Below are 21,887 nucleotides of genomic sequence, written 5' to 3'. Positions count from 1 at the left end.
CGCGTGAGCGAGCAGCGGGGCGGGGGGCTGCTGCGCACCATGTCCAGCCCCGGCCGGGCGACCTTCCTGGAACTCTTCTTCGACCTGGTGTTCGTGTTCGCGCTGACCCGGGTGTCGCAGCGGCTGGTGGCCGACGTCGACAGCGGGCACCTGGCGGCCGGTGTCGCCCGGACGCTGCTGCTCTTCCTGGTGCTCTGGCACGTCTGGACCATCACCACCTGGGTGACCAGCCGGTACGAGCCGGAGCGGGCGGTCATCCAGGCGGTCGTGGTCGGTGTGATGTTCGGCAGTCTGGTGCTCGGGGTGACGCTCCCCCGCGCGCTGGAGGAGCGGGCGTTGGCGTTCGCGCTCGCGTACGTGGTGATGATGGTCGCGCGTCCGCTGGTGCTGGTGGTGGCGCTGCGCGAGCATCCGCGGCGAATGGTGCCGGTGCGGCTGGTCGGCTGGGCCGTGGCGACCGCCCCGCTCTGGCTGGCCGGCGCGCTGGTGCCCGACCTGCGCCTGCCGCTGTGGGCGGTCGCGCTGGCGGTGGACTACCTGGGCACGTTCCTGGGGTGGCCGCTGCCCCGGCTCGGTTCGTCCCGCATCCGGAGCTGGCTGGTCGCCGGGGAGCACCTGGCCGAGCGCTACCAACAGATCTTCCTCATCGCGCTCGGCGAGTCGATCCTGGTGATCGGCGTGTCCTACAGCGGGGAGCAGTTCTCCGGGCGGTCGGCCGCCGCGTTCGCGCTGGCGTTCCTGGTCACCGCGTTGCTCTGGCGGATCTACTTCCACCGGGCCGGGCACCTGCTCGTGGAGGCGTTGCGGCTGGCCGGCACGCCCGGGCGGCTGGCTGAGTCGGCCGCCCAGACCCACCTGTTCATGGTGCTCGGGGTGCTCGTCTCGGCGGTCGGCTACGAACTGGTCATCGCCCACCCGTACGACGCGGCGGATGCCCGCTGGCTGGTCTTCGTGGTGGGCGGCCCGGCGCTGTTCCTGGCCGCCCGGTCCCGCTTCGAGTACGAGATCTTCGGCCGGGTGTCCCGCTCCCGGCTGGTCGGGCTGGCGGGCCTGCTGCTGCTCGCGCCGGCGCTGACGGCCGGGCCGGTCCTGCTGGCGCTCGCCGTGGTGGCCGGCATGCTGGCGCTTGTCGCGCTCGCCGACATGTGGCGCGCCCGGGGTGGGCCGCCGGAGTCGTCGGCATCGCCGGTCGGGCGGGAGGCGCTCGGCAAGGCCGGCCCCGAGGCGTGAACCGGGCCCGCGCGGCCCGCGGTCGCGAACCGAGGTGACGCGTGCGGGCTCAGGCGGCGGTCGGGCGGGACAGTGAGGCCAGCGCGCGGCGGACGTCGGCCAGCGAGACCGTGGCCGAGTCGTCCAGGTCGGCCAGGCCCGCCTCGATCCACTGCCGCATCAGCGTGGTCACCCCGATGCCGCGCGCGTCGGCGGCGGCCCGGACCCGTTCGTACGTCTCCAGCGGCAGGCGTACCGACCGGCTGACCATCGGCACGTCGGTGTCGGGGGTGGGCAGTTGCGCCGGCGACGTCTCGTCGATCAGGTCGGCGAACGCGTCGCCGCCGGCGTGGAACCGCTTGGTCGCCTCGTCACGGTGCATGGTGACCGCCTCCTCGTCGGCGTGCCCTCCGCACCGCCTCGTCGTAGCGCTTGGCCTCGACGTCGCTCAGCTCGCGGGCGGAGAGGATGTCCCAGTCGTTGTCGGTGCCGTCTGCCTCGGCCAGCAGCACGGCGAGGCGCCGGCCGCGGTGGTCGGTGGCGTAGACCACCATCACGTCGTCGCCCAGGTGCCGGATGACCCGGCGGTTGCTGTGCAGGGCCTCCCAGACTTCCCCGGGTGTGACGTCGTAGACCCGCAGGTTCGCCAGCGCCTCGTCGGTGAAGCTGAACCGGTTGGCCACGAGCGGAGCGTACCACGCGCGTAACACGTAACCGGATTGTCGCCGATCACCTGCCCCGAGTGACAGGATGGGCGGTATCCCCTCGTAGGAGGTCCGTGGTGAAGCGTCAGGCCTACCAGCCGATCCTGATCACCGACGCCCGGCGCAGCCAGGACGACCAGCTCAGCAGCCGGCAGAAACGCTACGTGCTGATGATGGGCATCCGGGTCGCCTGCATCGTCGTGGGTGCCGTCCTGGTCGGCGTCAAGGCGCCGCTGCTCTGGCTGTGGTTGCCGCTGTGCGCGCTCGGCATGGTGCTCATCCCGTGGCTCGCGGTGCTGCTGGCGAACGACCGCCCGCCCAAGGAGGAGCACCGGCTGGCCAACCGTTTCCAGCCCCGGGGCCGCGACGAGACCCCGCCGATGGCGCTCGCCGCGGAGGAACGCCCGCACAAGGTCATCGACGCCGAGCCCTGACCGGTCGTCACCACGCTCCGGGACGCCGGACCGGAGAGTTCGCCGACGAACCGATATACCTCTCAGGCATAAGCATGACCAGAAGGCATATCGGCCGTCAGGCACACCCGGTTCCGAGCCGGCACCCGATCAGCGCGCGCCCGGCCGTCACGCGCCCGGCCGGGCGCCGACCGTGGTCACGGCCAGGGCGCCGAGGTCGCCGGCCCGGGCCAGCGCCGCCCGGGGGTCGGCCCCGGCCAGCCAGGCGGTGAGCAGGCCGGCCGCGAACGCGTCCCCGGCGCCGGTGACGTCCACCACGGCCACCCCGGGCGCCGGGGCCGTCTCCACCCGGCCGCCGCGCTCCACCCAGACCGCCCCCGCCGCGCCGCGCTTCACCACCACCCGGTGCGCCACCGCGGTCAGCGCCCGGCCCTGCGCCGCCGGATCCAGGCCACCGGCCAGCACGGTCGCCTCGTCAGTGTTGACCAGCAGCAGGTCGACGTCGCGTACCCAGGTCAGGAACGACCCGCCGACGCGCCGCAGCGGCGCCGCGGAGGCCGCGTCGACGCTGACCGTCAACCCGCGCTCGCGGGCGACGGCCAACGCGCGCAGGCCGGCGCCGCGCGACCCGACGTCCAACAGGGTGTACGCGGACAGGTGCAGATGCCCGACGTCGGGCGCCGCCGCCAGGGCGGCCTCGACGTGCCGCGCGGTCAGCCGTAGGTTCGCGCCGCGCTGACTGACCATGGTGCGCTCCCCGCCGTGGGTGAGCACGATCACCGTGCCGGTCGGGTAACCCTCGTGCCGCTCGACCGCGCAGTCCACCCCGATCCGGGTCAGCTCGGCGACCCGGTCCCGGCCGGTCTCGTCGTCGCCCACGGCGGCCACCAGCGTCACGGCCGCGCCCTGGCCGGCGAGCCAGGCCGCGGTGTTGGCCGCCTGCCCACCGCCGCTGAACCGGATCCCGGCCGCGGTGTCCGAGCCGGTCGCGAGCGGCCCGGACAGCATCGCGACCACGTCCGTGATCACGTCGCCGACGACGGCGATGCCGGGCGCTCCGCTCGTACCGGGCCCTCCGGACATGCCCTCGCTGCGCTCGGTGCGTTCGCTCATGCCGGGCCGGCGGCGGGTCGGGTCGCCGCGGCGACCGCGATGCGCGCCGCCAGGTCGGCGTTGCGCAGGATGATCCGGACGTTCACCGCCAGGCTGGCGCCCTCGGTGGCGGCGTGGAAGTGGGCTAGCAGGAACGGGGTCACCGCCTTGCCGGTGATCCCGTCCCGGGCCAGCGCCGCCAACCCGTCGGCGAGTGTGCGGTCGTGCAGCGCCGGGTCGAGCTGCTCGTCGGCCGGCAGCGGGTTGGCCACGATCAGCCCACCGGTGTGCACACCCTGTTCGGCGCGGGCGGCCAGCACGTCGGCCACCCGCTCCGGCGAGTCCACCGACCAGTCCAGGTCGAAGCCGGCGTCGGTGAGGTAGAAGCCGGGGAACCGGCGGGTGCGGTACCCCACCACGCCCACCCCCAGCGTCTCCAGCCGCTCCAGCGTGGCGCCCACGTCCAGGATCGACTTCACGCCGGCGCAGACCACCGCGATCGGCGTACGGGCCAACGTGACCAGGTCCGCCGACTCGTCGAACGTGTGCGCCGCCTCCCGGTGCACCCCGCCCAGCCCGCCGGTGGCGAACACACCGATCCCGGCCGCCGCCGCCACCGCGCTGGTGGCCGCCACCGTGGTGGCGCCGTCCGCGCCGGTCGCCGCCGCCGGCGCCAGGTCGCGGACCGAGAGCTTGCTCACGCCGTCGACCGTGGCGAGCCGGGTGAGCTGGGCGTCGTCGAGCCCGACCCGCAGCTCGCCGCCGACCATGCCGATGGTGGCCGGGACCGCGCCCGCGTCCCGGACCGCCTGCTCGATCTGCCGCGCCACGCGCAGGTTGTCCGGCCGGGGGAGACCGTGCGACACGATGGTGCTCTCCAGCGCCACGACCGGCCGCCCGGCGCGCAGGGCGTCGGCCACCTCACCGCCGAGACTGATGCGAAAGTTGGTCACTTCCGTTACGGTACGGGCCGCCCGCCGGAGGGCCGTGGTGGACCCGACCCGGCCGGCCTGCAAAACTGGGAAGCCGGAGGTGGGGACGTGAGCACTGAGATTCTGGAGCGCCCGGAGCAGAAGGAGGCCGACACCGGCCCCGAGATGTTCCACTACGTGCGCAAGGACAAGATCGCCGAGAGCGCGGTCATGGGCACGTACGTCATCGCGTTGTGCGGGGAGACCTTCCCGGTGACCAAGGCCGCCAAGCCCGGTTCACCGGTCTGCCCGAAGTGCAAGGAGATCTACGAGTCCTGGGGCGAGTGATCGCGGGCGGCTCCGCCGCCCGCCCACGTAACCTGCGCCGGTGACCACCTCCACCGCCCTGCTCCTCGCCGACCTCACCGGCGTGGCGGTCTTCGCCGCCTCCGGCGCCTCCGCGGCGGTGGCCAAACGGCTCGACCTGTTCGGGGTGGTCTTCGTCGGTGTGGTCGCCGCCCTCGGCGGCGGCATCTTCCGTGACCTGGTCATCGACGAGGTGCCCCCGCTGGCGTTCGCCGACTGGCGGTACGCCGTCACCGCGGCCGTCACCGCCGCCGCCGTGTTCCGACTGCACCCGCAGCTCGCCCGGCTGCGCACCACCGTGCTGGTGCTGGACGCCGCCGGGCTGGCCCTGTTCACCGTCACGGGCACGCTCAAGGCGCTCGACGCGCACGTGCCGGCCGTCGGCGCCTGCATGATCGGCATGCTCACCGCGATCGGCGGCGGGCTGGGCCGCGACCTGCTCACCGGCGAGATCCCGGTGGTGCTGCGCCGGGAGATCTACGCGGTGGCCGCGCTCGCCGGCTCGATCGCGGTGGCGTTGCTGTCGGCGTACGGGCACGCCACCGCGGCACCGCTGACCGGTGCCGCGGTCTTCGTCTTCGGGCTGCGGCTGATCTCGCTGCGCCGGCGCTGGTCCGCCCCGGTGCCGACGGTCCGCCCGGGTGGGCGGATGTGACCAGCGTGGCGTCGGGTGGGGCGGCCCGGGCCCGCTGGTTATGCTGAGTCGGCCTTCGCGGCACGGACGCGCGAGGGCGTTTTCATGGGCGGCGGCCCCCGTGGCCCCGGTCGGGCCCGTCGCCGTCCGCGGCGGAGAGGAGCTACCCGTGCCACCGCGGTTGCCGGCGCTCGACACGTTCCCACCACTGCGTTCCTGGCAACGCAAGGCGATGGTGGAATACCTGCGCCGCCGGGCCGAGGACTTCACCGCGGTCGCCACCCCCGGCGCCGGAAAGACCACCTTCGCCCTGCGGATCGCCGCCGAGCTGCTCGGCGACGGCACCGTCGAGGCGGTCACCGTGGTCGCGCCGACGGAGCATCTGAAGACCCAGTGGGCGCAGGCCGCGGCCCGGGTCGGCATCCAGCTCGACGCCGCGTTCCGCAACGCCGACCTGCACTCCGCCGCCGACTTCCACGGCGCGGTGGTCACGTACGCCCAGGTCGGCATGGCGCCGCAGGTGCACCGGCGGCGCACCATGACCCGGCGGACACTGGTCATCCTCGACGAGATCCACCACGCCGGCGACGCCCGCACCTGGGGCGACGGCGTCAAGGCGGCGTTCGAACCCGCGGTACGCCGGCTGATGCTCACCGGCACGCCGTTCCGCTCCGACGACAACCCGATCCCGTTCATCAGCTACGAGCGCGGCGGGGACGGGCTGCTGCGCTCCCGCGCCGACTCGGTCTACGGCTACGCCGACGCGCTGCGCGACGGCGTGGTCCGGCCGGTGCTGTTCCTGGCCTACTCCGGGGAGACCCGGTGGCGCACCAACGCCGGCGACGAGCTGGCCGCCCGGCTGGGCGAGCCGATGACACAGGATCTGATCGCGCAGGCGTGGCGTACCGCGCTGGACCCGGCCGGCGACTGGATGCCGCAGGTGCTGCGCGCCGCCGACGCCCGACTGAGCACGCTGCGCGCCAACGGCATGCCCGACGCGGGCGGCCTGGTCATCGCCACCGACCAGCAGGTCGCCCGCGCGTACGCCAAGCTGCTGGAGCAGGTGACCGGCGAGAAGGCCGCCGTGGTGCTCTCCGACGACCAGGGCGCCTCCGCGCGGATCGCGACGTTCGCGGCCTCCGAGCAGCGCTGGCTGGTCGCGGTGCGGATGGTGTCCGAGGGCGTGGACATCCCCCGGCTGGCCGTCGGCGTGTACGCGACGAGCGCCAGCACCGCGCTCTACTTCGCGCAGGCGATCGGCCGTTTCGTCCGGGCCCGCCGACCGGGCGAGACCGCCTCGGTCTTCCTGCCCAGCGTGCCGCACCTGCTCGGGCTGGCCAGCGAGATGGAGATCGAGCGGGACCACGTGCTCGGCAAGCCCAAGGGCTCCGACGGCTTCGACGACGACCTGTTGGAGCGCGCCCAGCGCGACGACGGGGCCAGCGGCGAGCTGGAGAAGCGGTTCGCGGCGCTCTCCGCCACCGCCGAACTGGACCAGGTGATCTTCGACGGCGCGTCGTTCGGCACCGCCGCCCAGGCCGGCACGCCGGAGGAGGAGGAATACCTCGGACTCCCCGGCCTGCTCACCGCCGACCAGGTCTCGCTGCTGCTGACCAAGCGGCAGGCCGACCAGCTCGCCGCGCAGAAGCGTCGGGCGGCCCAGCGGGCCGCTGAGCCGGCCGCTGCGGCCCCGGCGGCGGCGCCCCCACCGATGAGTGCGGCCCAGCGTCGGGTGGCGCTACGGCGGCAACTGAACGCCCTGGTGGCCGCCCGGCACCATCGCACCGGCCAGCCGCACGGCAAGATCCACGCCGAGCTGCGCCGGCTCTGCGGCGGCCCGCCCAGCGCCCAGGCGACGATCGAGCAGCTCGAGGAGCGCATCGCCACCGTGCAGACGTTGTGACAGAAACCGGCCGGAGACACCTCGTGCGGTGTCTCCGGCCGGTTATGTCGAGTTACTCGTTGTCTGTCGGACTCAGTTCGCCATGAGATCGGTGCCGCGCCAACTGAACTCCGGGTCCGTCGCGTACCGCACGGTGATCTTCACGAGATCCTCCGCGTACTTGTTCGCGTGGTGCCCACAGAACACCAGCTCGCTCCCACCCGAGAGGGTGATCCGGAGCTTGCCGGCAGCATTACAGCGGTCGCACCGTTCATCGGCGGCCGGGGGGCTCACCGTCTCGGGCGGCGGCGTGAGGGTCGGGGTCATCGCCTTCCTCCTCTGGTCGTCACCGATGAACACACTCGTCGGTCGTTGCTCACCTATCCTGCAACACCCATCTCGGGCCCTGCCTTCCCTGTGTGCCCGCGGGGGACCGAGGTCACACCTGGCGTGGAAGACAGTGTGCCGTGCACCAAGGGTGCCACGTCAACGATCACAAACAGGCAACCGACCGATCAAGGATCGGTGTTCTACGGGTGGTGATCAAACCGACACGTCTGGTTGACGTGTGCGGTCAGTCCAGGTAGTCGCGGAGCACCTGGGAACGCGAGGGGTGCCGCAACTTGGACATGGTCTTGGACTCGATCTGCCGGATGCGCTCCCGGGTCACGCCGTACACCTGACCGATCTCGTCCAGGGTGCGCGGCTGGCCGTCGGTGAGGCCGAAGCGCAGGCGCACCACGCCCGCCTCACGCTCGGACAACGTCTGGAGGACCTGCTGGAGCTGGTCCTGCAGCAGCGAGAACGACACCGCGTCGACCGCCACCACGGCCTCGGAATCCTCGATGAAGTCGCCGAGCTGGCTGTCCCCCTCGTCACCGATGGTCTGGTCGAGCGAGATGGGCTCCCGGGCGTACTGCTGGATCTCCAGCACCTTCTCCGGTGTGATGTCCATCTCCTTGGCCAGCTCCTCCGGAGTGGGCTCGCGGCCCAGATCCTGGAGCAGCTCGCGCTGGATCCGGCCGAGCTTGTTGATCACCTCGACCATGTGCACCGGGATGCGGATGGTGCGGGCCTGGTCGGCCATGGCGCGGGTGATGGCCTGGCGGATCCACCAGGTGGCGTACGTGGAGAACTTGTAGCCCTTGGTGTAGTCGAACTTCTCGACGGCCCGGATGAGGCCGAGGTTGCCCTCCTGGATCAGGTCGAGGAAGGCCATCCCGCGCCCGGTGTAGCGCTTGGCCAGCGAGACCACGAGTCGGAGGTTCGCCTCCAGCAGGTGGTTCTTGGCCCGCTCGCCGTCCCGGGAGATCCACATCAGGTCGCGCTGCAGATCGCGGACCAGCTTCTCCTCGCCCTCGTCGGCGGCGCGCAGCCGCTCGGCGGCGTAGAGGCCGGCCTCGATCCGCTTGGCGAGCTCGACCTCCTGCTCGGCGTTGAGCAGCGGCACCTTGCCGATCTGCTTGAGGTAGGCCCGGACCGAGTCGGCGGAGGCGGTCAGCTCGGCGTCCCGACGCGCCTGCTTGAGCGCCTCGGACTCCTCGTCGTCCCACTCGAAGTCGTTGTCGGTGGCGGAGTTCGCGGCGTCGGCCTCGGCGGCCTGGGCCAGCTCGGCCGGCTCCTCGACCACCACGTCCTCGATCTCGGCGGCCAGCTCCTCCGGGTCGACCTCACCCTCGGCGCCCTCGCCGGCCTTCGCCGGCTTCGCCGCGGCCGTCTTGGCGGCCACGGTGGCCTTGGTGGCCCGGGTCGTCTTGGTGGCCTTGGCCGGGACGGCGGCCTTGCCGGCCACCTCGGCGGTGGTGCCGGCGGCCTTGCGGGCCGTCGCCTTCCGGGGCGCCGGCGCGGGGGACTCCTCGGCGGCGGGCGCCTGCTTGGGGGCGGGTGCGGCCGCCTTCTTGGTGGTCTTGGCGGTGGTGGCCCGGGAGGCCGGGGTGGCGGACCGGGCCGCGGCGACCCGGCGGCGGGTGCTCGCGGAGCCGTCCACCACGACCGTCACGCCCGCCTCGGAGAGCGCGCGGAGGATCTTCTTGGCCTGGGCCGGGGTCACCTCAGCGGACTCGACGGTGCGCGCGAGCTGGGCCGACGTGAGCTGACCGCCGGCGCTCTGGGCGTGGGCGATCAGGGTGTCGGTGAGCGAGCGAACGTCGGCGCCGGTCTGGCGGGGTTCTGTCACGAATGACCTTCCGGAGGCGAAGAGCGAGCACGGCCGGGTCGTCCGGCGCAGCACGGGGCCGTGCCGGGCGAGTCGTTGAGGGACCCCCGTGTCCCGGTCCGTCCGGTCGTTGGCGGTCCGTGGCGCGTGGGCAGGGTGAATTGTAACGCCGTCTGCCGCGATCATCCTGCGCAGCACGGCGTACCGGCGGTCCGGACCGCCGATTCGACGCAGATGTGGACTTTGTAAGGATGATACCCACGCACGGCCAGGCCGGTCCGGGCCGCGCGGGAAGGGGACGAACATGATCGCCTCGGCGCCCACGCCGCGGGAATTGCTCACCATCGCCGTCGAGGTGGCCCGGGACGCCGCGGCCACCGCCCACCGGATGCGCGCCGAGGGCGTCTCGGTGGCCGCGACCAAGAGCACCGCGACCGACGTGGTCACCGCCGCCGACCGCGCGGTGGAGCGGCAGGTGCTGGCCGCGTTGCGGGACCGGCGGCCCGGCGACGCGGTGCTGGGCGAGGAGTACGGCGTGGCCGGTCCGGTCGCGGGGGGCGGGGTGCGCTGGATCGTCGATCCGATCGACGGCACCGTCAACTACCTCTACGGGCTGCCCTACTGCGCGGTCTCGCTCGCCGCCGAGGTGGCCGGCGAGGTCGTCGCCGGCGTGGTGCGCAACGTGTTCACCGGCGAGGAGTGGACCGCGACCGCGGGCGGCGGCGCCTGGCGGGACGGTCGGCGGCTGCGCTGCTCCGCCGAGGCCGACCTCGGGCAGGCGCTGGTCGCCACCGGCTTCGGGTACGCCGCGGGCCGCCGCGCGCACCAGGCGCGGGTGGTCGCCGAACTGATCCCGCACGTGCGCGACATCCGCCGGATGGGTGCGGCCGCGCTCGACCTCTGCCTGGCCGCCGAGGGACGGGTGGACGCGTACTTCGAGAAGGGGCTGGCCGACTGGGACCTCGCCGCGGGCGGGCTGGTCGCCCGGGAGGCCGGGCTGCTGGTGACCGGCTTGTCCGGCCGGCCGGCCGGACCGGACCTGGCGCTCGCCGCGCCGCCCGCGCTGCACGGCCCGCTGCACGCCCGGCTCGCCGACCTGGACGCCGCCGGCGGGCCGTGACGACCTGTCACCCACCCCACGGGTACGCGACGAGGGCGGCCTCCCGAACCGCGGAGACCGCCCTGCGTCGTCGGGCCGGCGGACCGGCCCACGGGTCACTTCTCGACCGGCATCGGGCACGTCTCGGGCGGCGCCTCGGGAGCGCCCAGGTCACCCAGCGACTGGTTCACCTCGGTGGTGGTGGCCAACTGCTGGAACCCGTTGCCGAGGACCACGTCGACGGTGTCGTCCTTGCGGTCCGGCAGGAACACCCGCTCGGCGTTGTTGAGGAAGTAGGCCCGGAGCAGGTGGGCCGAGCCGACACCCTTGGGGCCGAAGCGCAGCACCGCCACGCCGTCGACCTCCTTCGACTCGTTGCCGACCTTCTTGACCTGGAACTTGCGGTTGCGGAAGTCGTCCGCCACGCCGCCGGCCCGGCCGGACTCGTCGGTGGCGTTGTAGACGTTGATCTTCACGTCCTTCTGCTCGCGCAGTCGCAGGTCGACAAGCGGCCAGCCGGCGGGGCAGTCGGCGGCGGTGCCGGCCGAGCCCTGACTGTCCTTGACCACGGCGACGATCACGAAGACCAGGGCGATGACCGCCAGCAGTCCGACGACAACGAGTGCCCGCACTCGCGCAAAACTCATCCTGGGCGCTCCCCGGACAGTGATTGGGTGGCGGCGGCCGGCGCGGTCGGGCCGCGTCTGTCGACCGTCGGAGTACGCCGCTGAGGTTAACCCTTGTCCGGCTCCCGCGTGGAAACAGTCCGACATGCCGGCGCGCCACGGGGGGAACGGGTAGGACTACCCCTATCTTCGTGTCGCCTGAGTCACATTGGGAACAACTTCGGGCGCAGGGGCGTACATCTCTCCCGCGAGGGCGGTATACATGCCTCGCCCAAAGGGGGGGTAAGGTTCCGCGCTCGCCGGAGGGTTCCGCTCCGGCGAACCCGGCCCACCGGTCGTCGGGTCGGGTGCCCGACACAGTTGGTGGCCGGCCAGGGGAACCGAAACGGCGTCGTCCGGCGTTACAACCGGCAGCGACCATATCGATATTGGAGAGTGAAACCGATGGCCACCGACTACGACGCCCCGCGTCGCGACGAGGTCGACCTCGGCGAGGACAGCCTCGAGGAGCTCAAGGCCCGGCGGGTCGACTCACAGTCGGGCGCCGTGGACGTCGACGAGGCCGAAGTGGCCGAGAGCTTCGAGCTGCCCGGCGCCGACCTGGCCGACGAGGAGCTCACGGTCAAGGTCCTCCCGATGCAGCAGGACGAGTTCCGGTGCGCGCGCTGCTTCCTGGTCCACCACCGCAGCCAGCTCGCGGTCGAGCGCAACGGCGACCTGATCTGCCGAGAGTGCGTCTGATCCCGAGCCGGGACACCGGCGGCGGCCTCCTCGTCGGGGCCGCCGCTGTTCGAGCCGCCGTGCGCCGGTGGCCGGAAGCTGCTTGACTCGTACGGGCGGCTGCCGGCCGCGCGGAGCAGGAGGGCGGACGGGTGAGCGAGCGCAGCGAGCGGGATGACCGGACGCGAGTCCCGGAGACGGGACCGACGTCGTCCATGCCGGACCCGACCACCGCTCCGGCGCGGGCGGAGGAAACCGTCGACCCGGCCGCGACGCCGACCGGCGAGGAACTGGGCGCCACGGTCGCGGCCCTGACCGCCGACGACATCGCCCCGGCCCGCCGCCGGCAACTGCTGGTGCGGCTGGTCGGCCAGGCCCGGGCGCGCGGCCTCACCGACCTGTTCAAGCCCAAGGCCGCGCTGCGCTGGATGACCGAGACCGTCGCCGAGGTCGCGCCGCACGTGCCGATCCGTGACCTCGCCACGCTGCGGCGGCACTTCCCCGGCCTGGACGACGACGCGCTCGCCGACCGGCTGGTCCGCAACGCGTCCCGGGCCACCGCCGGGGTCGGCGCGGCCGGTGGCGGGGTCGCCGCGGTCGAGTGGGCGGTCACGCCCACCCTGCTCTCCGCCCCGGTCCTGCTGGCCGCCGAGACGGTCGCCGTGGTGGCGATCGAGTTGAAGCTCATCGGGGAACTGCACGAACTCCACCGGATGCCGCTGCCCACCGGCGGCACCGCGCGTGCCGTGGCGCTGGTGCAGTCCTGGGCCGGCCAGCGGGGGATCAACCCGATGATGCCCGGCGTCGGGGTGAGCGCCGTGCTGGGCACCGCCGCCCGCCGCGAGCTGCGGGACAGCATGCTGCGTCGCTTCGGCCGCAATCTCACCACGCTCGGGCCGTTCCTGACCGGCGCGGCGGTGGCCGGCTACCTCAACCGGCGGGCCACCCGCACGCTCGGCGAGCAGCTCCGCAAGGACCTCCGGCACACGTCCCGCGGCCTGCCCCACAAGCGGGGCTGACGGCCGGGGCGGGGAAGCGTCAGGCGGTGTCGCGGGCGGCCAGCAGCGCGGTCGCCAGCTCCACCGGGTGCCGGGTGCTGACCACCCAGAACGGGGTGGGGTCCGCCGGGTCGTCCAGCACCACCTGCACGGCGCCGCCGATCCAGGGGCGCTGCACCACGAACGCGAGCGGATCGGCGCCGACGCCGAGCACCTCGCGCCGGCCGGTCGCGTCCAGCGGCACCGCGTCCGCCACGTGGCGCACCGGGAGGTGGGCGTCGTCGACCCGCAGCTCGCCGTCGCGTACCTCGACCCGGATCCGGCCCAGCCACCACAGGGCGGCCCCCGTGCCGGGGATCAGCAGCACGAACGGCAGCCAGGCCCGGAAGCCGGTCGCGCCCAGCCACAGCTCGGCGGCGAGCAGCCCGGCCACGGCCAGCCCGGCGGGCCAGGCCCACCAGGGCAGCCCCAGGCGCTCCGCGTACGGCGCGGGGGTGGCCGTCGGGGCGGCCGGGGATGACGACTGACGCACACTGCGAGGGTACGGCGCGTGGCGGGCCGGCCAACCGGCAGGATGGCAGGGGCACCCCGAGGACCGGACGGAAGAGGATGACCGTGACAGATGTCGTACCCGTGCCCGTACGGCGGCTCGACCCGGAGCTGCCGCTGCCGGCGTACGCCCATCCCGGCGACGCCGGCGCGGACCTGGTGGCCGCCGCGGACGTGGAGCTGCCGCCAGGCGGGCGCGCGTTGGTGCCCACCGGCGTGGCGGTGGCGCTGCCGGAGGGGTACGTCGGGCTGGTCCACCCCCGGTCGGGGCTGGCCGCCAGGCTCGGCGTGACGGTGCTCAACGCGCCCGGTACGGTCGACGCCGGCTACCGGGGTGAGATCCTGGTCAACCTGATCAACCATGATCGGGACACGCCGGCGCGGATCAGCCGGGGCGACCGGATCGCGCAGTTGGTGGTCCAGCGGGTCGCCCGTGCCGAGTTCCGGCCGGTGGCCGAGCTGCCCGGCTCCCGGCGCGGGACCGGCGGGCACGGGTCCACCGGCGGGCACGCCGGGCTGGTTCCGGCTCCGGGCGGCGGGCAGAGCGAAGAGGTGGCAGGGTGAGTGCGAACAGCGGAGGGTGGGCGCAGTGATCTTCTCCCGGAAGCGGGCCGACGAGGCGCGGCACGCGCGTGACAACGGGGTCCTCGACGCCGGGGAGACCCCGGCGGCGCCGGCTCGTGGCCCCTACGACGTCAGCGAGGCGCCCGACGCGCCCCGGCTCGACCTGGGCAGCCTCCAGATCCCGGCGGTGCCGGACGTGGAGGTGCGGGTGCAGGCCGACCCGCAGGGCGTGATCCAGCAGGTGGTGCTGGTGCACGGGCAGAACGCGTTGCAGCTCGGCGTGTTCGCCGCGCCCCGTTCGGAGGGCATCTGGGACGAGGTGCGCGAGGAGATCCGCACCTCGCTGCTGAACGACGGCGCCGCCGCCCAGGAGGTCGAGGGGGAGCGCGGCACCGAGCTGCGGGCCCAGGTCCGCACCCCGGACGGCATGACCGACCTGCGGTTCATCGGCATCGACGGGCCGCGCTGGATGGTGCGGGGCGTCTTCCAGGGCCAGGCGGCCGTCGACCCGGCCGCCGGCGGCCCGCTCGCGGCCTGCCTGGACGGCCTGGTGGTGGACCGCGGCCAGGAGGCCAAGCCGGTCCGCGAGCCGCTGCCGCTGCGGCTGCCGCGCGAGGTGGCCGAGCAGCAGGCCGCCGAGCAGCAGGCGGCCGGTCCGCAGGAGGTCTGAGGCACGCGTCGGGCCCGGTCCCGTCGGCTCCGAGCCGGCGGGACCGGGCCCGCGGCGTGTCCGCCCGGCGTGCCGCCGATCCCGCACGCCGGCCGGACCGGCGTACGCTGGCGGGACGGTTCCGCCATCCGCGGGACCCCGGTGCGGAGAGGTGACGCGGAGGTCATGACGACCGACCAGGGCCGGGTGTCGCTGCGGCGGCTGCTGCAACGGTTCACCGCGAGCGAGGCCGAGATCGAGGCGCAGGAGCTGCGCCGGGAGAGCGCCGAATCCGGCGGCACCCCCACCCACCAGTGCAACCGGGGCCAGGTGGTCTCGGTGGCCGGGCGGCTGCGCACCGTGGTCTACACGCCGCGCACCAACCTGCCCACGCTGGAGGCGGACCTCTACGACGGCAACGACGTGGTCACCCTGGTCTGGCTGGGCCGGCGGCACATCGCCGGGATCGAGCCGGGCCGGCACCTCACCGCCCACGGCCGGGTGGCCGTGCGGGACGACCGCAAGGTGATCTACAACCCGTACTACGAGCTGGAGCCGCCGAAGTGACGACCGGACAGCAGCACACCCCGTCGGGCCTCGACCCGCAGGACGAGGAGCGGCTGCCCAGCATCGCCGAGCAGATGGCCGACCAGCTCGGCGGCTGGCGCGGCCTGGTCGAGTCGAGCATCCCGGTGGTGGTCTTCGTGATCGCCAACGTGGTGGGCGAGCTGCGCCCGGCGCTGATCGCCTCGATCGCGGTGGCGCTGCTGATCGCCGCGATGCGGCTGGCGCAGCGCAAACCGGTGCGGCACGCGCTGAACGGGTTGTTCGGCATCGGCGTCGGCGCGTTCTTCGCCCTGCGCAGCGGCGACGCGCGCGACTTCTATCTGCCCGGCATCCTCTACGGCATCGGCTACGGCCTGGCGCTGCTGCTCTCCGCCGCGATCCGGCAGCCGCTGGTCGGCTGGATCTGGTCGGTGCTGGTCGCCAAGGGCCGCTCCGAGTGGCGCGACGACCCCAAGCTGGTGCGCACGTTCACCCAGCTCACCGTGCTCTGGGGCGTGGTGTGGCTGGCCAAGGTCGGCGTGCAGGCCGGGCTCTACCTGGCCCACCAGGACACCGCGCTCGGCGTGGCCCGGCTCGCCCTGGGCTACCCGCCGTACGCGCTGCTGCTGCTGATCACGGTGTGGGTGGTGCGCCGGGTCACCCGGGAGGGCACCACCGTCACGCCGCTGCCGGGGGCCTGAGCCCGCTCAGGACCGCTCGCGGTTCCGCTCGGTGCTGTCCGGCCCGAGGATCACGGCGCGCACCGCGTCCTCCACCTCGGCGGTGCACACGAACACCAGCTCGTCGCCGGCCTCGATCGGGTCGTCCGGGGTGGGCACCAGCACCCGCTTGCCGCGCAGGATCGCCACCAGCGCCGCGTCCCGGGGGATCGGCACCGCGTGGATCGGCTGCCCCACGTAGGGCGCGGTCGGCGGCAGGGTGATCTCCACCAGGTTCGCCTCGCCCTGCCGGAACGTCATCAGCCGGACCAGGTCCCCGACGGTCACCGCCTCCTCGACCAGCGCGGCCATCACCCGCGGCTTGCTGACCGCGACGTCCACGCCCCACTGCTCGGTGAACAGCCACTCGTTCTCCGCCCGGTTGACCCGGGCCACCACCCGGGGCACCGCGAACTCGGTCTTGGCCAGCAGCGAGACCACCAGGTTGACCTTGTCGTCGCCGGTGGCCGCGACCACCACGTCGCAGCCGGCCACGTTGGCCTCCTCCAGGCTGGCCAGCTCGCACGCGTCGGCCAGCACCCAGTCGGCGGTCGGCACCCGGTCGGGCCGCAGCATCTTCGGCTGCCGCTCGATCAGCATCACCTGATGACCGTTGTCGATCAGCTCCTGGGCGATCGAGCGGCCCACGTTGCCGGCGCCGGCGATGGCGATCCGCATGACTCAGTGCCCCCCTTCCGGCGGCGCCGCCGCCACCGAGGTGACCGAGGCGACGATGTCGTCGGTCACCAGCATGAAGACCTGGTCGCCCTCCTGCACCACGGTGGAGGCGGTGGGCAGCGTGCCGATCCCGAAGCGGGTCAGGTAGGCGACCCGGGCGCCGGCGGACTCCTCGAGCTGCCGCAACGGCCGGCCGATCCAGTCCTTGTGCACCGGCACCTCGACGATCGACACGGTGCTGGTCAGGTCGCGGAAGATCTCCACGTTCCCCTCGGGGACCAGGTGGCGCAGCATCCGGTCGGCGGTCCACCGGACGGTCGCCACGGTCGGGATGCCGAGGCGCTCGTAGACCTGGGCGCGGCGCTGGTCGTAGATCCGGGCCGCCACCCGGGAGACGCCGAACGTCTCGCGGGCCAGCCGGGCCGAGATGATGTTGGAGTTGTCGCCGCTGGAGACCGCGGCGAACGCGTCGGCCCGCTCGATGCCGGCCTCGCGCAGCACCTCGCCGTCGAAGCCGGCGCCGGTGACCGTGATGCCGGCGAAGTCGGGCCCGAGTCGGCGGAACGCGTCCGCGTCCTGGTCGATCACCGCCACCGAGTGCCCCCGGGACTCCAGGCTGTGCGCCAGGGTCGACCCGACCCGGCCGCAACCCATGATCACGACATGCACGGTGTCCGCTCCTCCCACGGTGCCGCCCGCCGACCCGTCGTCTGCGAGCCTGCCACGTCCCCGCGTCCGGCGGGGCACCGACGGTACCGCGCGGGTGCGCGCGGCGGTGATCAGCCACCCCACCGTCCCGCGCCAAGGGGCCGTACGCTTGTCGGTTGTGGCCAGCCCCACCTCGCTGCTGAAGCGACTCCTCCTCGGTCGACCGTTCCGGTCCGACCGCCTCCAGCACACCCTGCTGCCGAAGCGCATCGCGCTGCCGGTCTTCGCGTCCGACGCGCTCTCGTCCGTGGCGTACGCGCCGGACGAGATCCTGTTGACGCTCTCCATCGCGGGCGCGTCCGCGTTCTTCTTCTCGCCGTGGGTCGCGCTCGCCGTCGTCGTGGTGATGCTCACCGTGGTGGCGAGCTACCGGCAGAACGTGCACGCCTACCCGTCCGGCGGCGGCGACTACGAGGTCGCCACCGTCAACCTCGGTCCGCGGGCCGGCCTCGCGGTGGCCAGCGCGCTGCTCGTCGACTACGTGCTGACGGTCGCCGTGTCGGTCTCCTCCGGGGTGGCGAACCTCGGCTCGGTGGTGCCGTTCGTGGCCACCCACAAGGTGCTCATCGCGGTCAGCGCGGTGGTGCTGCTCACCGCGATCAACCTGCGCGGCCTGCGCGAGTCGGGCACCGCGTTCGCCATCCCCACCTACGGCTTCGTCATCGTCATCGGCGGCATGCTGCTGACCGGTGCGGTGCGGATCTTCGTGCTCGGCGACGACCTGCGCGCGCCGAGCGCCGGCCTGGAGATCCACGCCGAGCACAGCGTCACCGGGTTCGCGCTGATCTTCCTGCTGCTGCGGACGTTCTCCTCCGGCTGCGCGGCGCTCACCGGCGTGGAGGCGATCTCCAACGGCGTACCGGCGTTCAAGTCGCCGAAGTCGAAGAACGCGGCCACCACGCTGCTGCTGCTCGGCGGCATCGCGGTCACCATGCTGGTCGGCATCATCCTGCTGGCCCGCCGGACCGGCCTGCAGTTCGTCGAGAGCCCCAGCCAGATCGTCTCCGGTCCGGACGGGTACGTGCAGAAGACGGTCACCGTGCAGCTCGGCGAGACCGTGTTCGGCGGCGGATCGGTGCTGCTCTACGTGGTCGCCGGGATGACCGCGCTGATCCTGTTCCTGGCCGCGAACACCGCGTTCAACGGCTTCCCGGTGCTCGGCTCGATCCTCGCGCAGGACCGCTACCTGCCCCGCCAACTCCACACCCGGGGCGACCGGCTGGCGTTCTCCAACGGCATCGTGTTCCTCGCCGTCTCCGCGGTGGTGCTGATCGTCGGCTTCCAGGCCGAGGTGACGCGGCTCATCCAGCTCTACATCGTCGGCGTGTTCGTCTCGTTCACGCTCTCCCAGGCCGGCATGATCCGGCACTGGAACCGGCACCTGCGCAACGAGCGCGACCCGGAGGCCCGCCGGCGCATGATCCGGTCCCGGGCCATCAACGCGTTCGGCATGGCCATGACCGGCGTGGTGCTGGTCATCGTGCTGGTCACCAAGTTCCTGCTCGGCGCGTGGATCGCGATCGTCGCGATGGCCGTGATGTACGTGGTCATGCTGGGCATCCGCCGGCACTACGACCGGGTCGCCGCCGAGCTGGAGCCGACCGAGCAGCGGGCCGTGCTGCCCGCCCGCAACCACGCCATCGTGCTGGTCAGCAAGCTGCACCAGCCCACGCTGCGGGCCGTCGCGTACGCCCGGGCCACCCGGCCGGACACGCTCACCGCGGTGACCGTCAACGTGGACGAGAAGGACACCCGGGACCTCCAGGCCGACTGGGAACGGCGGGAGCTGCCGGTGCCGCTGACCGTGATCGACTCCCCGTACCGGGAGATCACCCGGCCGATCCTCAACTTCGTCGCCTCGGTCCGCCGGGAGTCGCCGCGCGACGTGGTCACCGTCTTCATCCCGGAGTACGTGGTGGGCCGCTGGTGGGAGAACCTCCTGCACAACCAGAGCGCGCTACGGCTCAAGGGCCGGCTGCTGTTCGAACCGGGCGTGATGGTGACCAGCGTGCCCTGGCAGCTCGCGTCCACCGCCAGCAAGAACCTGGACCGCCTGGACGCCACGCTCAGCCGCGGACCGGCGCGCGGTCCCCGGGTCGCGCCGCGCAGCACCCTGCCGCCGCCGGTCGACGCCACGCCCTCCGGCGAACAGGGGGAGCGTTCGTGAGCGCGGGGAGTGAGCCGGCCCGGCGAGCCCCGCAGTCGGGAACGAAGGGTGGCGCCGTGAGCGCGCCGGAACGTCCCGGGCTGGTGGAGGCCGAGCGGGTCGAGCTGACCGTCGACGCGGTCGCCCCCGGCGGGCACTGCGTGGCCCGGGTCGGCGGCCAGGTGGTCTTCGTCCGGCACGCGCTGCCCGGCGAGCGGGTGGTGGCCGAGGTGACCGAGCTGCACCGGGGCTTCGCCCGCGCCGACGCGGTGCAGATCCTCGACGCCTCGCCGGACCGGGTCACCCCGCCCTGCCCGTACGCCCGGCCGGGTGGATGCGGCGGCTGCGACCTCCAGCACGTCGCCCCGGCCGCCCAGCTCGACTGGAAGCTCGCCGTGGTGCGCGAGCAGCTCACCCGGCTGGGCCGGCTCACCGACGCGCAGGTGGACGCGCTCGGCGTCCGGGTCGAGGCGCTGCCCGGCGGGCCGCTGGGCTGGCGCTCCCGGGTCCGCTACGCGGTGGACGCCGCCGACCGGGCCGGGCTGCTCAAGCACCGCTCGCACGAGGTGGTGCCGATCGACCGCTGCCTGATCGCCCATCCGGCGATCCGGGAGCTGCCGGTGCTGCCGCCCACCGGGGCGCGCTGGCCGGACGCCGACGCGGTGGAGGCGGTCGCCAGCAGCGGCGGGGACGTCGCCGTGGTCGCGTACGCCGACGGGGTCGCCACCGCGGTGAGCGGGCCGGAGCGGGTCCGGGAGACGGCGGCCGGGCGATCGTTCACGCTGCCCGCGTCCGGCTTCTGGCAGGTGCACCCGGCCGCGGCGGACGCCCTGGTCGGCGCCGTGCTGGACCTGCTCGACCCGCGTCCCGGCGAGACCGCCTGGGACCTGTACGGCGGGGCCGGGCTGTTCGCCGCCGCGCTCGCCGGCCGGGTCGACGGGGCCCGGGTGACAGTCGTCGAGTCCGCCCCGGACGGGGTGGCCGCGGCCCGGACGAACCTGGCCGACCTGGCCGCCGTGGAGGTGGTCGCGGCCCGGGTGGAGACCGCGCTGGCCCGCCGCCGGGTCACCGGCCCGGTCGACCTGGTGGTGCTCGACCCGCCGCGCTCCGGCGCGGGCGCGGCGGTGGTCCACGGCGTGGTGGCCGCCGACCCGCGGGCGGTGGCGTACGTGGCCTGCGACCCGGCGGCCTTCGCCCGGGACGTGCGCACGTTCGCCGAGGCGGGCTGGCGGCTGGCCGCGCTGCGCGGGTTCGACCTGTTCCCGATGACCCAGCACGTCGAGCTGGTCGGCCTGTTCCTGCCCCCGGCACAGTGACTAGCCTGGTCCGATGAAGATCGTCGGGTTGATGTCGGGGACGTCGTACGACGGGGTGGACGTGGCCGCCGGCGAGTTCACGCTCGACGGGGACACGCTGCGGCTACGGCCGCTCGGGCACCGTGAGCTGGCGTACCCGGGCGACCTGCGGGCGCAGATCGGTGCGCTGCTGCCGCCGGCGGCCACCACGATCGAGGCGGTCTGCCGGCTCGACAACCGGCTCGGCGACGTGTTCGCCGAGGCGGCTGCCGTCGGCGTCGAGCTGGCCGGTGGCGCCGTCGACGCGGTCGTGTCCCACGGTCAGACCGTCTTCCACTGGGTCGAGGCCGGCCGGGCGCGCGGCACGCTCCAGCTCGGCGCGCCGGCCCGGGTCGCCGCGCGCGTCGGCGTACCGGTGTTGCACGACCTGCGCTCGGCGGACGTGGCGGCCGGCGGGCAGGGCGCGCCGCTGGTCCCGGCGTTCGACGCGCTGCTGCTCGACGCCGCCGCCGGCCCTCGGGCGGCGTTGAATCTCGGGGGGATCGCGAACCTCACCGTGGTCGCCCCCGGGGCACCGGTCCTCGGGTACGACGTGGGCCCGGCCAACGCGCTGCTGGACGCCGCCGCCCGGCGCCTCCTGGGCCGCTCCTGCGACGTCGACGGGGCGCGCGCCGCCGCCGGCCGGGTGCACGGCGCACTGCTGGATCGGCTGCTCGCCGAGCCGTACTATGCCGCGCCGCCGCCCAAGTCGACGGGCAAGGAGCTGTTCCACGGCGGCTACCTGGACGCCGCGCTGGCCGCGCTCGGCGAGCCGGTGGCCGCCGACGACGTGCTGGCCACGCTCACCGAGCTGACCGCCCGCACGGTCGCCGACGCGTGCGACCGGCACCGCGTCACCGAGGTGGTGGCCGCCGGTGGGGGAGTGCGTAATCCCACACTCCGGGCCCGGCTGGCCGCGCTCGGCGCCGGCCGCTGGCGGCTGCGGACCACCGACGAGCTGGGCGTCCCGGCGCAGGCGAAGGAGGCGTACGCGTTCGCGCTGCTGGGCTGGCTGAGCTGGCACGGGCTGCCCGGCGCGGTGCCGTCGGTGACCGGCGCGTCCCGGGCCGCGGTGCTCGGCTCCTGGACCCCGGCCGGCCCTCCGTTCGGGGCGCCGACCCCGACGCCACCACGTCGGCTGACGGTGGCGTCCTGAGCCACGGCTCGGCTGCGGACTGTGCCACG

Annotated in this window: 25 protein-coding genes; 15 read left to right on the top strand and 10 right to left on the bottom strand. The window is 73.9% G+C overall.

Translation table 11 applies throughout. From position 1 onward, the window contains the following. Window positions 1-3: 3 nt before the first annotated feature. Complete coding sequence (locus tag TPA0908_RS05800) at window positions 4-1,230, top strand: low temperature requirement protein A (protein ID WP_281935351.1); 1,227 nt, start codon at window positions 4-6, stop codon at window positions 1,228-1,230. Between the two features lie 49 nt (window positions 1,231-1,279). Here the strand turns inward: TPA0908_RS05800 and TPA0908_RS05795 are convergent, their stop codons facing one another. Together TPA0908_RS05795 and TPA0908_RS05790 are read right to left on the bottom strand one after the other, a co-directional pair. Next, on the bottom strand, window positions 1,280-1,591 hold the full coding sequence (locus tag TPA0908_RS05795; protein WP_107159166.1) for a hypothetical protein: 312 nt from the start codon (window positions 1,589-1,591) through the stop codon (window positions 1,280-1,282). Beyond that, the gene (locus TPA0908_RS05790; protein WP_233219766.1) at window positions 1,581-1,892 is read right to left on the bottom strand and encodes a hypothetical protein; all 312 of its coding nucleotides are present in this window, start codon (window positions 1,890-1,892) and stop codon (window positions 1,581-1,583) included. The genes TPA0908_RS05795 and TPA0908_RS05790 overlap by 11 nt, the downstream gene beginning before the upstream one ends. A gap of 98 nt (window positions 1,893-1,990) precedes the next feature. Here TPA0908_RS05790 and TPA0908_RS05785 point away from each other — a divergent pair, with 98 nt between their 5' ends. Continuing rightward, window positions 1,991-2,347, top strand: a complete 357-nt coding sequence (locus TPA0908_RS05785) for a DUF3099 domain-containing protein (RefSeq protein ID WP_281935345.1) — start codon at window positions 1,991-1,993, stop codon at window positions 2,345-2,347. Between the two features lie 147 nt (window positions 2,348-2,494). On the opposite strand, the gene TPA0908_RS05780 is transcribed toward TPA0908_RS05785, so the two are convergent. Together TPA0908_RS05780 and TPA0908_RS05775 are read right to left on the bottom strand one after the other, a co-directional pair. Further along, window positions 2,495-3,439, bottom strand: coding sequence for a carbohydrate kinase family protein (locus TPA0908_RS05780; protein ID WP_374709174.1), 945 nt, complete (start codon window positions 3,437-3,439; stop codon window positions 2,495-2,497). Further along, window positions 3,436-4,371, bottom strand: coding sequence for a pseudouridine-5'-phosphate glycosidase (locus TPA0908_RS05775; protein ID WP_281935344.1), 936 nt, complete (start codon window positions 4,369-4,371; stop codon window positions 3,436-3,438). The genes TPA0908_RS05780 and TPA0908_RS05775 overlap by 4 nt, the downstream gene beginning before the upstream one ends. A gap of 87 nt (window positions 4,372-4,458) precedes the next feature. Here TPA0908_RS05775 and TPA0908_RS05770 point away from each other — a divergent pair, with 87 nt between their 5' ends. From TPA0908_RS05770 to TPA0908_RS05760, 3 genes are all read left to right on the top strand, one after another. Then, window positions 4,459-4,677, top strand: a complete 219-nt coding sequence (locus TPA0908_RS05770) for a DUF3039 domain-containing protein (protein WP_107159174.1) — start codon at window positions 4,459-4,461, stop codon at window positions 4,675-4,677. Window positions 4,678-4,717: 40 nt separating this feature from the next. After that, the gene (locus TPA0908_RS05765) at window positions 4,718-5,350 is read left to right on the top strand and encodes a trimeric intracellular cation channel family protein (protein ID WP_281935341.1); all 633 of its coding nucleotides are present in this window, start codon (window positions 4,718-4,720) and stop codon (window positions 5,348-5,350) included. A gap of 148 nt (window positions 5,351-5,498) precedes the next feature. Then, a complete protein-coding gene (locus tag TPA0908_RS05760; RefSeq protein ID WP_281935339.1) occupies window positions 5,499-7,232 on the top strand; it encodes a DEAD/DEAH box helicase in 1,734 nt (577 codons plus the stop codon). A gap of 72 nt (window positions 7,233-7,304) precedes the next feature. Here the strand turns inward: TPA0908_RS05760 and TPA0908_RS05755 are convergent, their stop codons facing one another. Together TPA0908_RS05755 and TPA0908_RS05750 are read right to left on the bottom strand one after the other, a co-directional pair. After that, window positions 7,305-7,538 carry a DUF7455 domain-containing protein gene (locus TPA0908_RS05755; RefSeq protein WP_091070720.1) on the bottom strand — a complete coding sequence of 78 codons (234 nt, stop codon included), beginning with the start codon at window positions 7,536-7,538 and terminating at the stop codon, window positions 7,305-7,307. A gap of 247 nt (window positions 7,539-7,785) precedes the next feature. After that, window positions 7,786-9,387 carry an RNA polymerase sigma factor gene (locus TPA0908_RS05750; RefSeq protein ID WP_281935336.1) on the bottom strand — a complete coding sequence of 534 codons (1,602 nt, stop codon included), beginning with the start codon at window positions 9,385-9,387 and terminating at the stop codon, window positions 7,786-7,788. Window positions 9,388-9,670: 283 nt separating this feature from the next. Between TPA0908_RS05750 and TPA0908_RS05745 the strand changes: the two genes are divergently transcribed. After that, window positions 9,671-10,486, top strand: a complete 816-nt coding sequence (locus TPA0908_RS05745) for an inositol monophosphatase family protein (RefSeq protein WP_281935334.1) — start codon at window positions 9,671-9,673, stop codon at window positions 10,484-10,486. 95 nt (window positions 10,487-10,581) lie between these two features. Here TPA0908_RS05745 and TPA0908_RS05740 read toward each other — a convergent pair whose 3' ends face one another. After that, complete coding sequence (locus TPA0908_RS05740; protein WP_199199858.1) at window positions 10,582-11,097, bottom strand: LytR C-terminal domain-containing protein; 516 nt, start codon at window positions 11,095-11,097, stop codon at window positions 10,582-10,584. 438 nt (window positions 11,098-11,535) lie between these two features. On the opposite strand from TPA0908_RS05740, the gene TPA0908_RS05735 reads away from it, so the two are divergent. Continuing rightward, the gene (locus TPA0908_RS05735; protein ID WP_013284790.1) at window positions 11,536-11,832 is read left to right on the top strand and encodes a DUF4193 domain-containing protein; all 297 of its coding nucleotides are present in this window, start codon (window positions 11,536-11,538) and stop codon (window positions 11,830-11,832) included. A 194-nt stretch (window positions 11,833-12,026) separates the two neighbouring features. Beyond that, entirely contained in the window at window positions 12,027-12,830 is an 804-nt protein-coding gene (locus tag TPA0908_RS05730) for a hypothetical protein (RefSeq protein WP_281935329.1), read from the top strand. 19 nt (window positions 12,831-12,849) lie between these two features. Here TPA0908_RS05730 and TPA0908_RS05725 read toward each other — a convergent pair whose 3' ends face one another. Continuing rightward, on the bottom strand, window positions 12,850-13,341 hold the full coding sequence (locus tag TPA0908_RS05725) for a DUF3093 domain-containing protein (RefSeq protein WP_281935327.1): 492 nt from the start codon (window positions 13,339-13,341) through the stop codon (window positions 12,850-12,852). Window positions 13,342-13,424: 83 nt separating this feature from the next. On the opposite strand from TPA0908_RS05725, the gene dut reads away from it, so the two are divergent. The 4 genes from dut (at window position 13,425) to TPA0908_RS05705 (ending at window position 15,818) form a co-directional block, all read left to right on the top strand. Further along, the gene (gene dut, locus TPA0908_RS05720) at window positions 13,425-13,922 is read left to right on the top strand and encodes a dUTP diphosphatase (protein ID WP_199199859.1); all 498 of its coding nucleotides are present in this window, start codon (window positions 13,425-13,427) and stop codon (window positions 13,920-13,922) included. A gap of 25 nt (window positions 13,923-13,947) precedes the next feature. After that, window positions 13,948-14,592: a DUF3710 domain-containing protein gene (locus tag TPA0908_RS05715; protein WP_281935325.1), complete on the top strand. Its 645-nt coding sequence runs from the start codon at window positions 13,948-13,950 to the stop codon at window positions 14,590-14,592. Between the two features lie 165 nt (window positions 14,593-14,757). Continuing rightward, window positions 14,758-15,138: an OB-fold nucleic acid binding domain-containing protein gene (locus TPA0908_RS05710; RefSeq protein ID WP_107159277.1), complete on the top strand. Its 381-nt coding sequence runs from the start codon at window positions 14,758-14,760 to the stop codon at window positions 15,136-15,138. Further along, on the top strand, window positions 15,135-15,818 hold the full coding sequence (locus tag TPA0908_RS05705) for a DUF3159 domain-containing protein (RefSeq protein WP_281935322.1): 684 nt from the start codon (window positions 15,135-15,137) through the stop codon (window positions 15,816-15,818). The genes TPA0908_RS05710 and TPA0908_RS05705 overlap by 4 nt, the downstream gene beginning before the upstream one ends. 6 nt (window positions 15,819-15,824) lie before the next feature. On the opposite strand, the gene TPA0908_RS05700 is transcribed toward TPA0908_RS05705, so the two are convergent. Together TPA0908_RS05700 and TPA0908_RS05695 are read right to left on the bottom strand one after the other, a co-directional pair. After that, window positions 15,825-16,514, bottom strand: coding sequence for a potassium channel family protein (locus tag TPA0908_RS05700; protein WP_281935321.1), 690 nt, complete (start codon window positions 16,512-16,514; stop codon window positions 15,825-15,827). A gap of 3 nt (window positions 16,515-16,517) precedes the next feature. After that, window positions 16,518-17,183 (bottom strand): potassium channel family protein, encoded by a 666-nt coding sequence (locus TPA0908_RS05695; protein ID WP_107159279.1) that lies wholly within the window; start codon window positions 17,181-17,183, stop codon window positions 16,518-16,520. A gap of 157 nt (window positions 17,184-17,340) precedes the next feature. On the opposite strand from TPA0908_RS05695, the gene TPA0908_RS05690 reads away from it, so the two are divergent. From TPA0908_RS05690 to TPA0908_RS05680, 3 genes are read left to right on the top strand one after another with little or no spacing between them, the layout of a single operon-like run. Continuing rightward, window positions 17,341-19,389, top strand: a complete 2,049-nt coding sequence (locus tag TPA0908_RS05690) for an APC family permease (RefSeq protein ID WP_281935319.1) — start codon at window positions 17,341-17,343, stop codon at window positions 19,387-19,389. A 56-nt stretch (window positions 19,390-19,445) separates the two neighbouring features. Further along, window positions 19,446-20,684 (top strand): class I SAM-dependent RNA methyltransferase, encoded by a 1,239-nt coding sequence (locus TPA0908_RS05685; RefSeq protein ID WP_281935317.1) that lies wholly within the window; start codon window positions 19,446-19,448, stop codon window positions 20,682-20,684. Window positions 20,685-20,697: 13 nt separating this feature from the next. Then, window positions 20,698-21,858 carry an anhydro-N-acetylmuramic acid kinase gene (locus tag TPA0908_RS05680; RefSeq protein ID WP_281935315.1) on the top strand — a complete coding sequence of 387 codons (1,161 nt, stop codon included), beginning with the start codon at window positions 20,698-20,700 and terminating at the stop codon, window positions 21,856-21,858. Window positions 21,859-21,887: the final 29 nt, after the last annotated feature.

Origin of the sequence: Micromonospora sp. AKA38 (genome assembly GCF_027925725.1) — a bacterium.
Classification (GTDB): domain Bacteria; phylum Actinomycetota; class Actinomycetes; order Mycobacteriales; family Micromonosporaceae; genus Micromonospora.
This window is presented reverse-complemented; position numbering and strand designations above follow the sequence as displayed.

Bases quoted from the DNA above. Each gene is read 5' to 3' on its own strand.
- TPA0908_RS05795 (WP_107159166.1), bottom strand. From the start codon at position 1,591: ATGCACCGTGACGAGGCGACCAAGCGGTTCCACGCCGGCGGCGACGCG.
- TPA0908_RS05780 (WP_374709174.1), bottom strand. From the start codon at position 3,439: ATGAGCGAACGCACCGAGCGCAGCGAGGGCATGTCCGGAGGGCCCGGT.
- TPA0908_RS05755 (WP_091070720.1), bottom strand. From the start codon at position 7,538: ATGACCCCGACCCTCACGCCGCCGCCCGAGACGGTGAGCCCCCCGGCC.
- TPA0908_RS05745 (WP_281935334.1), top strand. From the start codon at position 9,671: ATGATCGCCTCGGCGCCCACGCCGCGGGAATTGCTCACCATCGCCGTC.
- TPA0908_RS05735 (WP_013284790.1), top strand. From the start codon at position 11,536: ATGGCCACCGACTACGACGCCCCGCGTCGCGACGAGGTCGACCTCGGC.
- TPA0908_RS05730 (WP_281935329.1), top strand. From the start codon at position 12,027: ATGCCGGACCCGACCACCGCTCCGGCGCGGGCGGAGGAAACCGTCGAC.
- TPA0908_RS05710 (WP_107159277.1), top strand. From the start codon at position 14,758: ATGACGACCGACCAGGGCCGGGTGTCGCTGCGGCGGCTGCTGCAACGG.
- TPA0908_RS05700 (WP_281935321.1), bottom strand. From the start codon at position 16,514: ATGCGGATCGCCATCGCCGGCGCCGGCAACGTGGGCCGCTCGATCGCC.
- TPA0908_RS05680 (WP_281935315.1), top strand. From the start codon at position 20,698: ATGAAGATCGTCGGGTTGATGTCGGGGACGTCGTACGACGGGGTGGAC.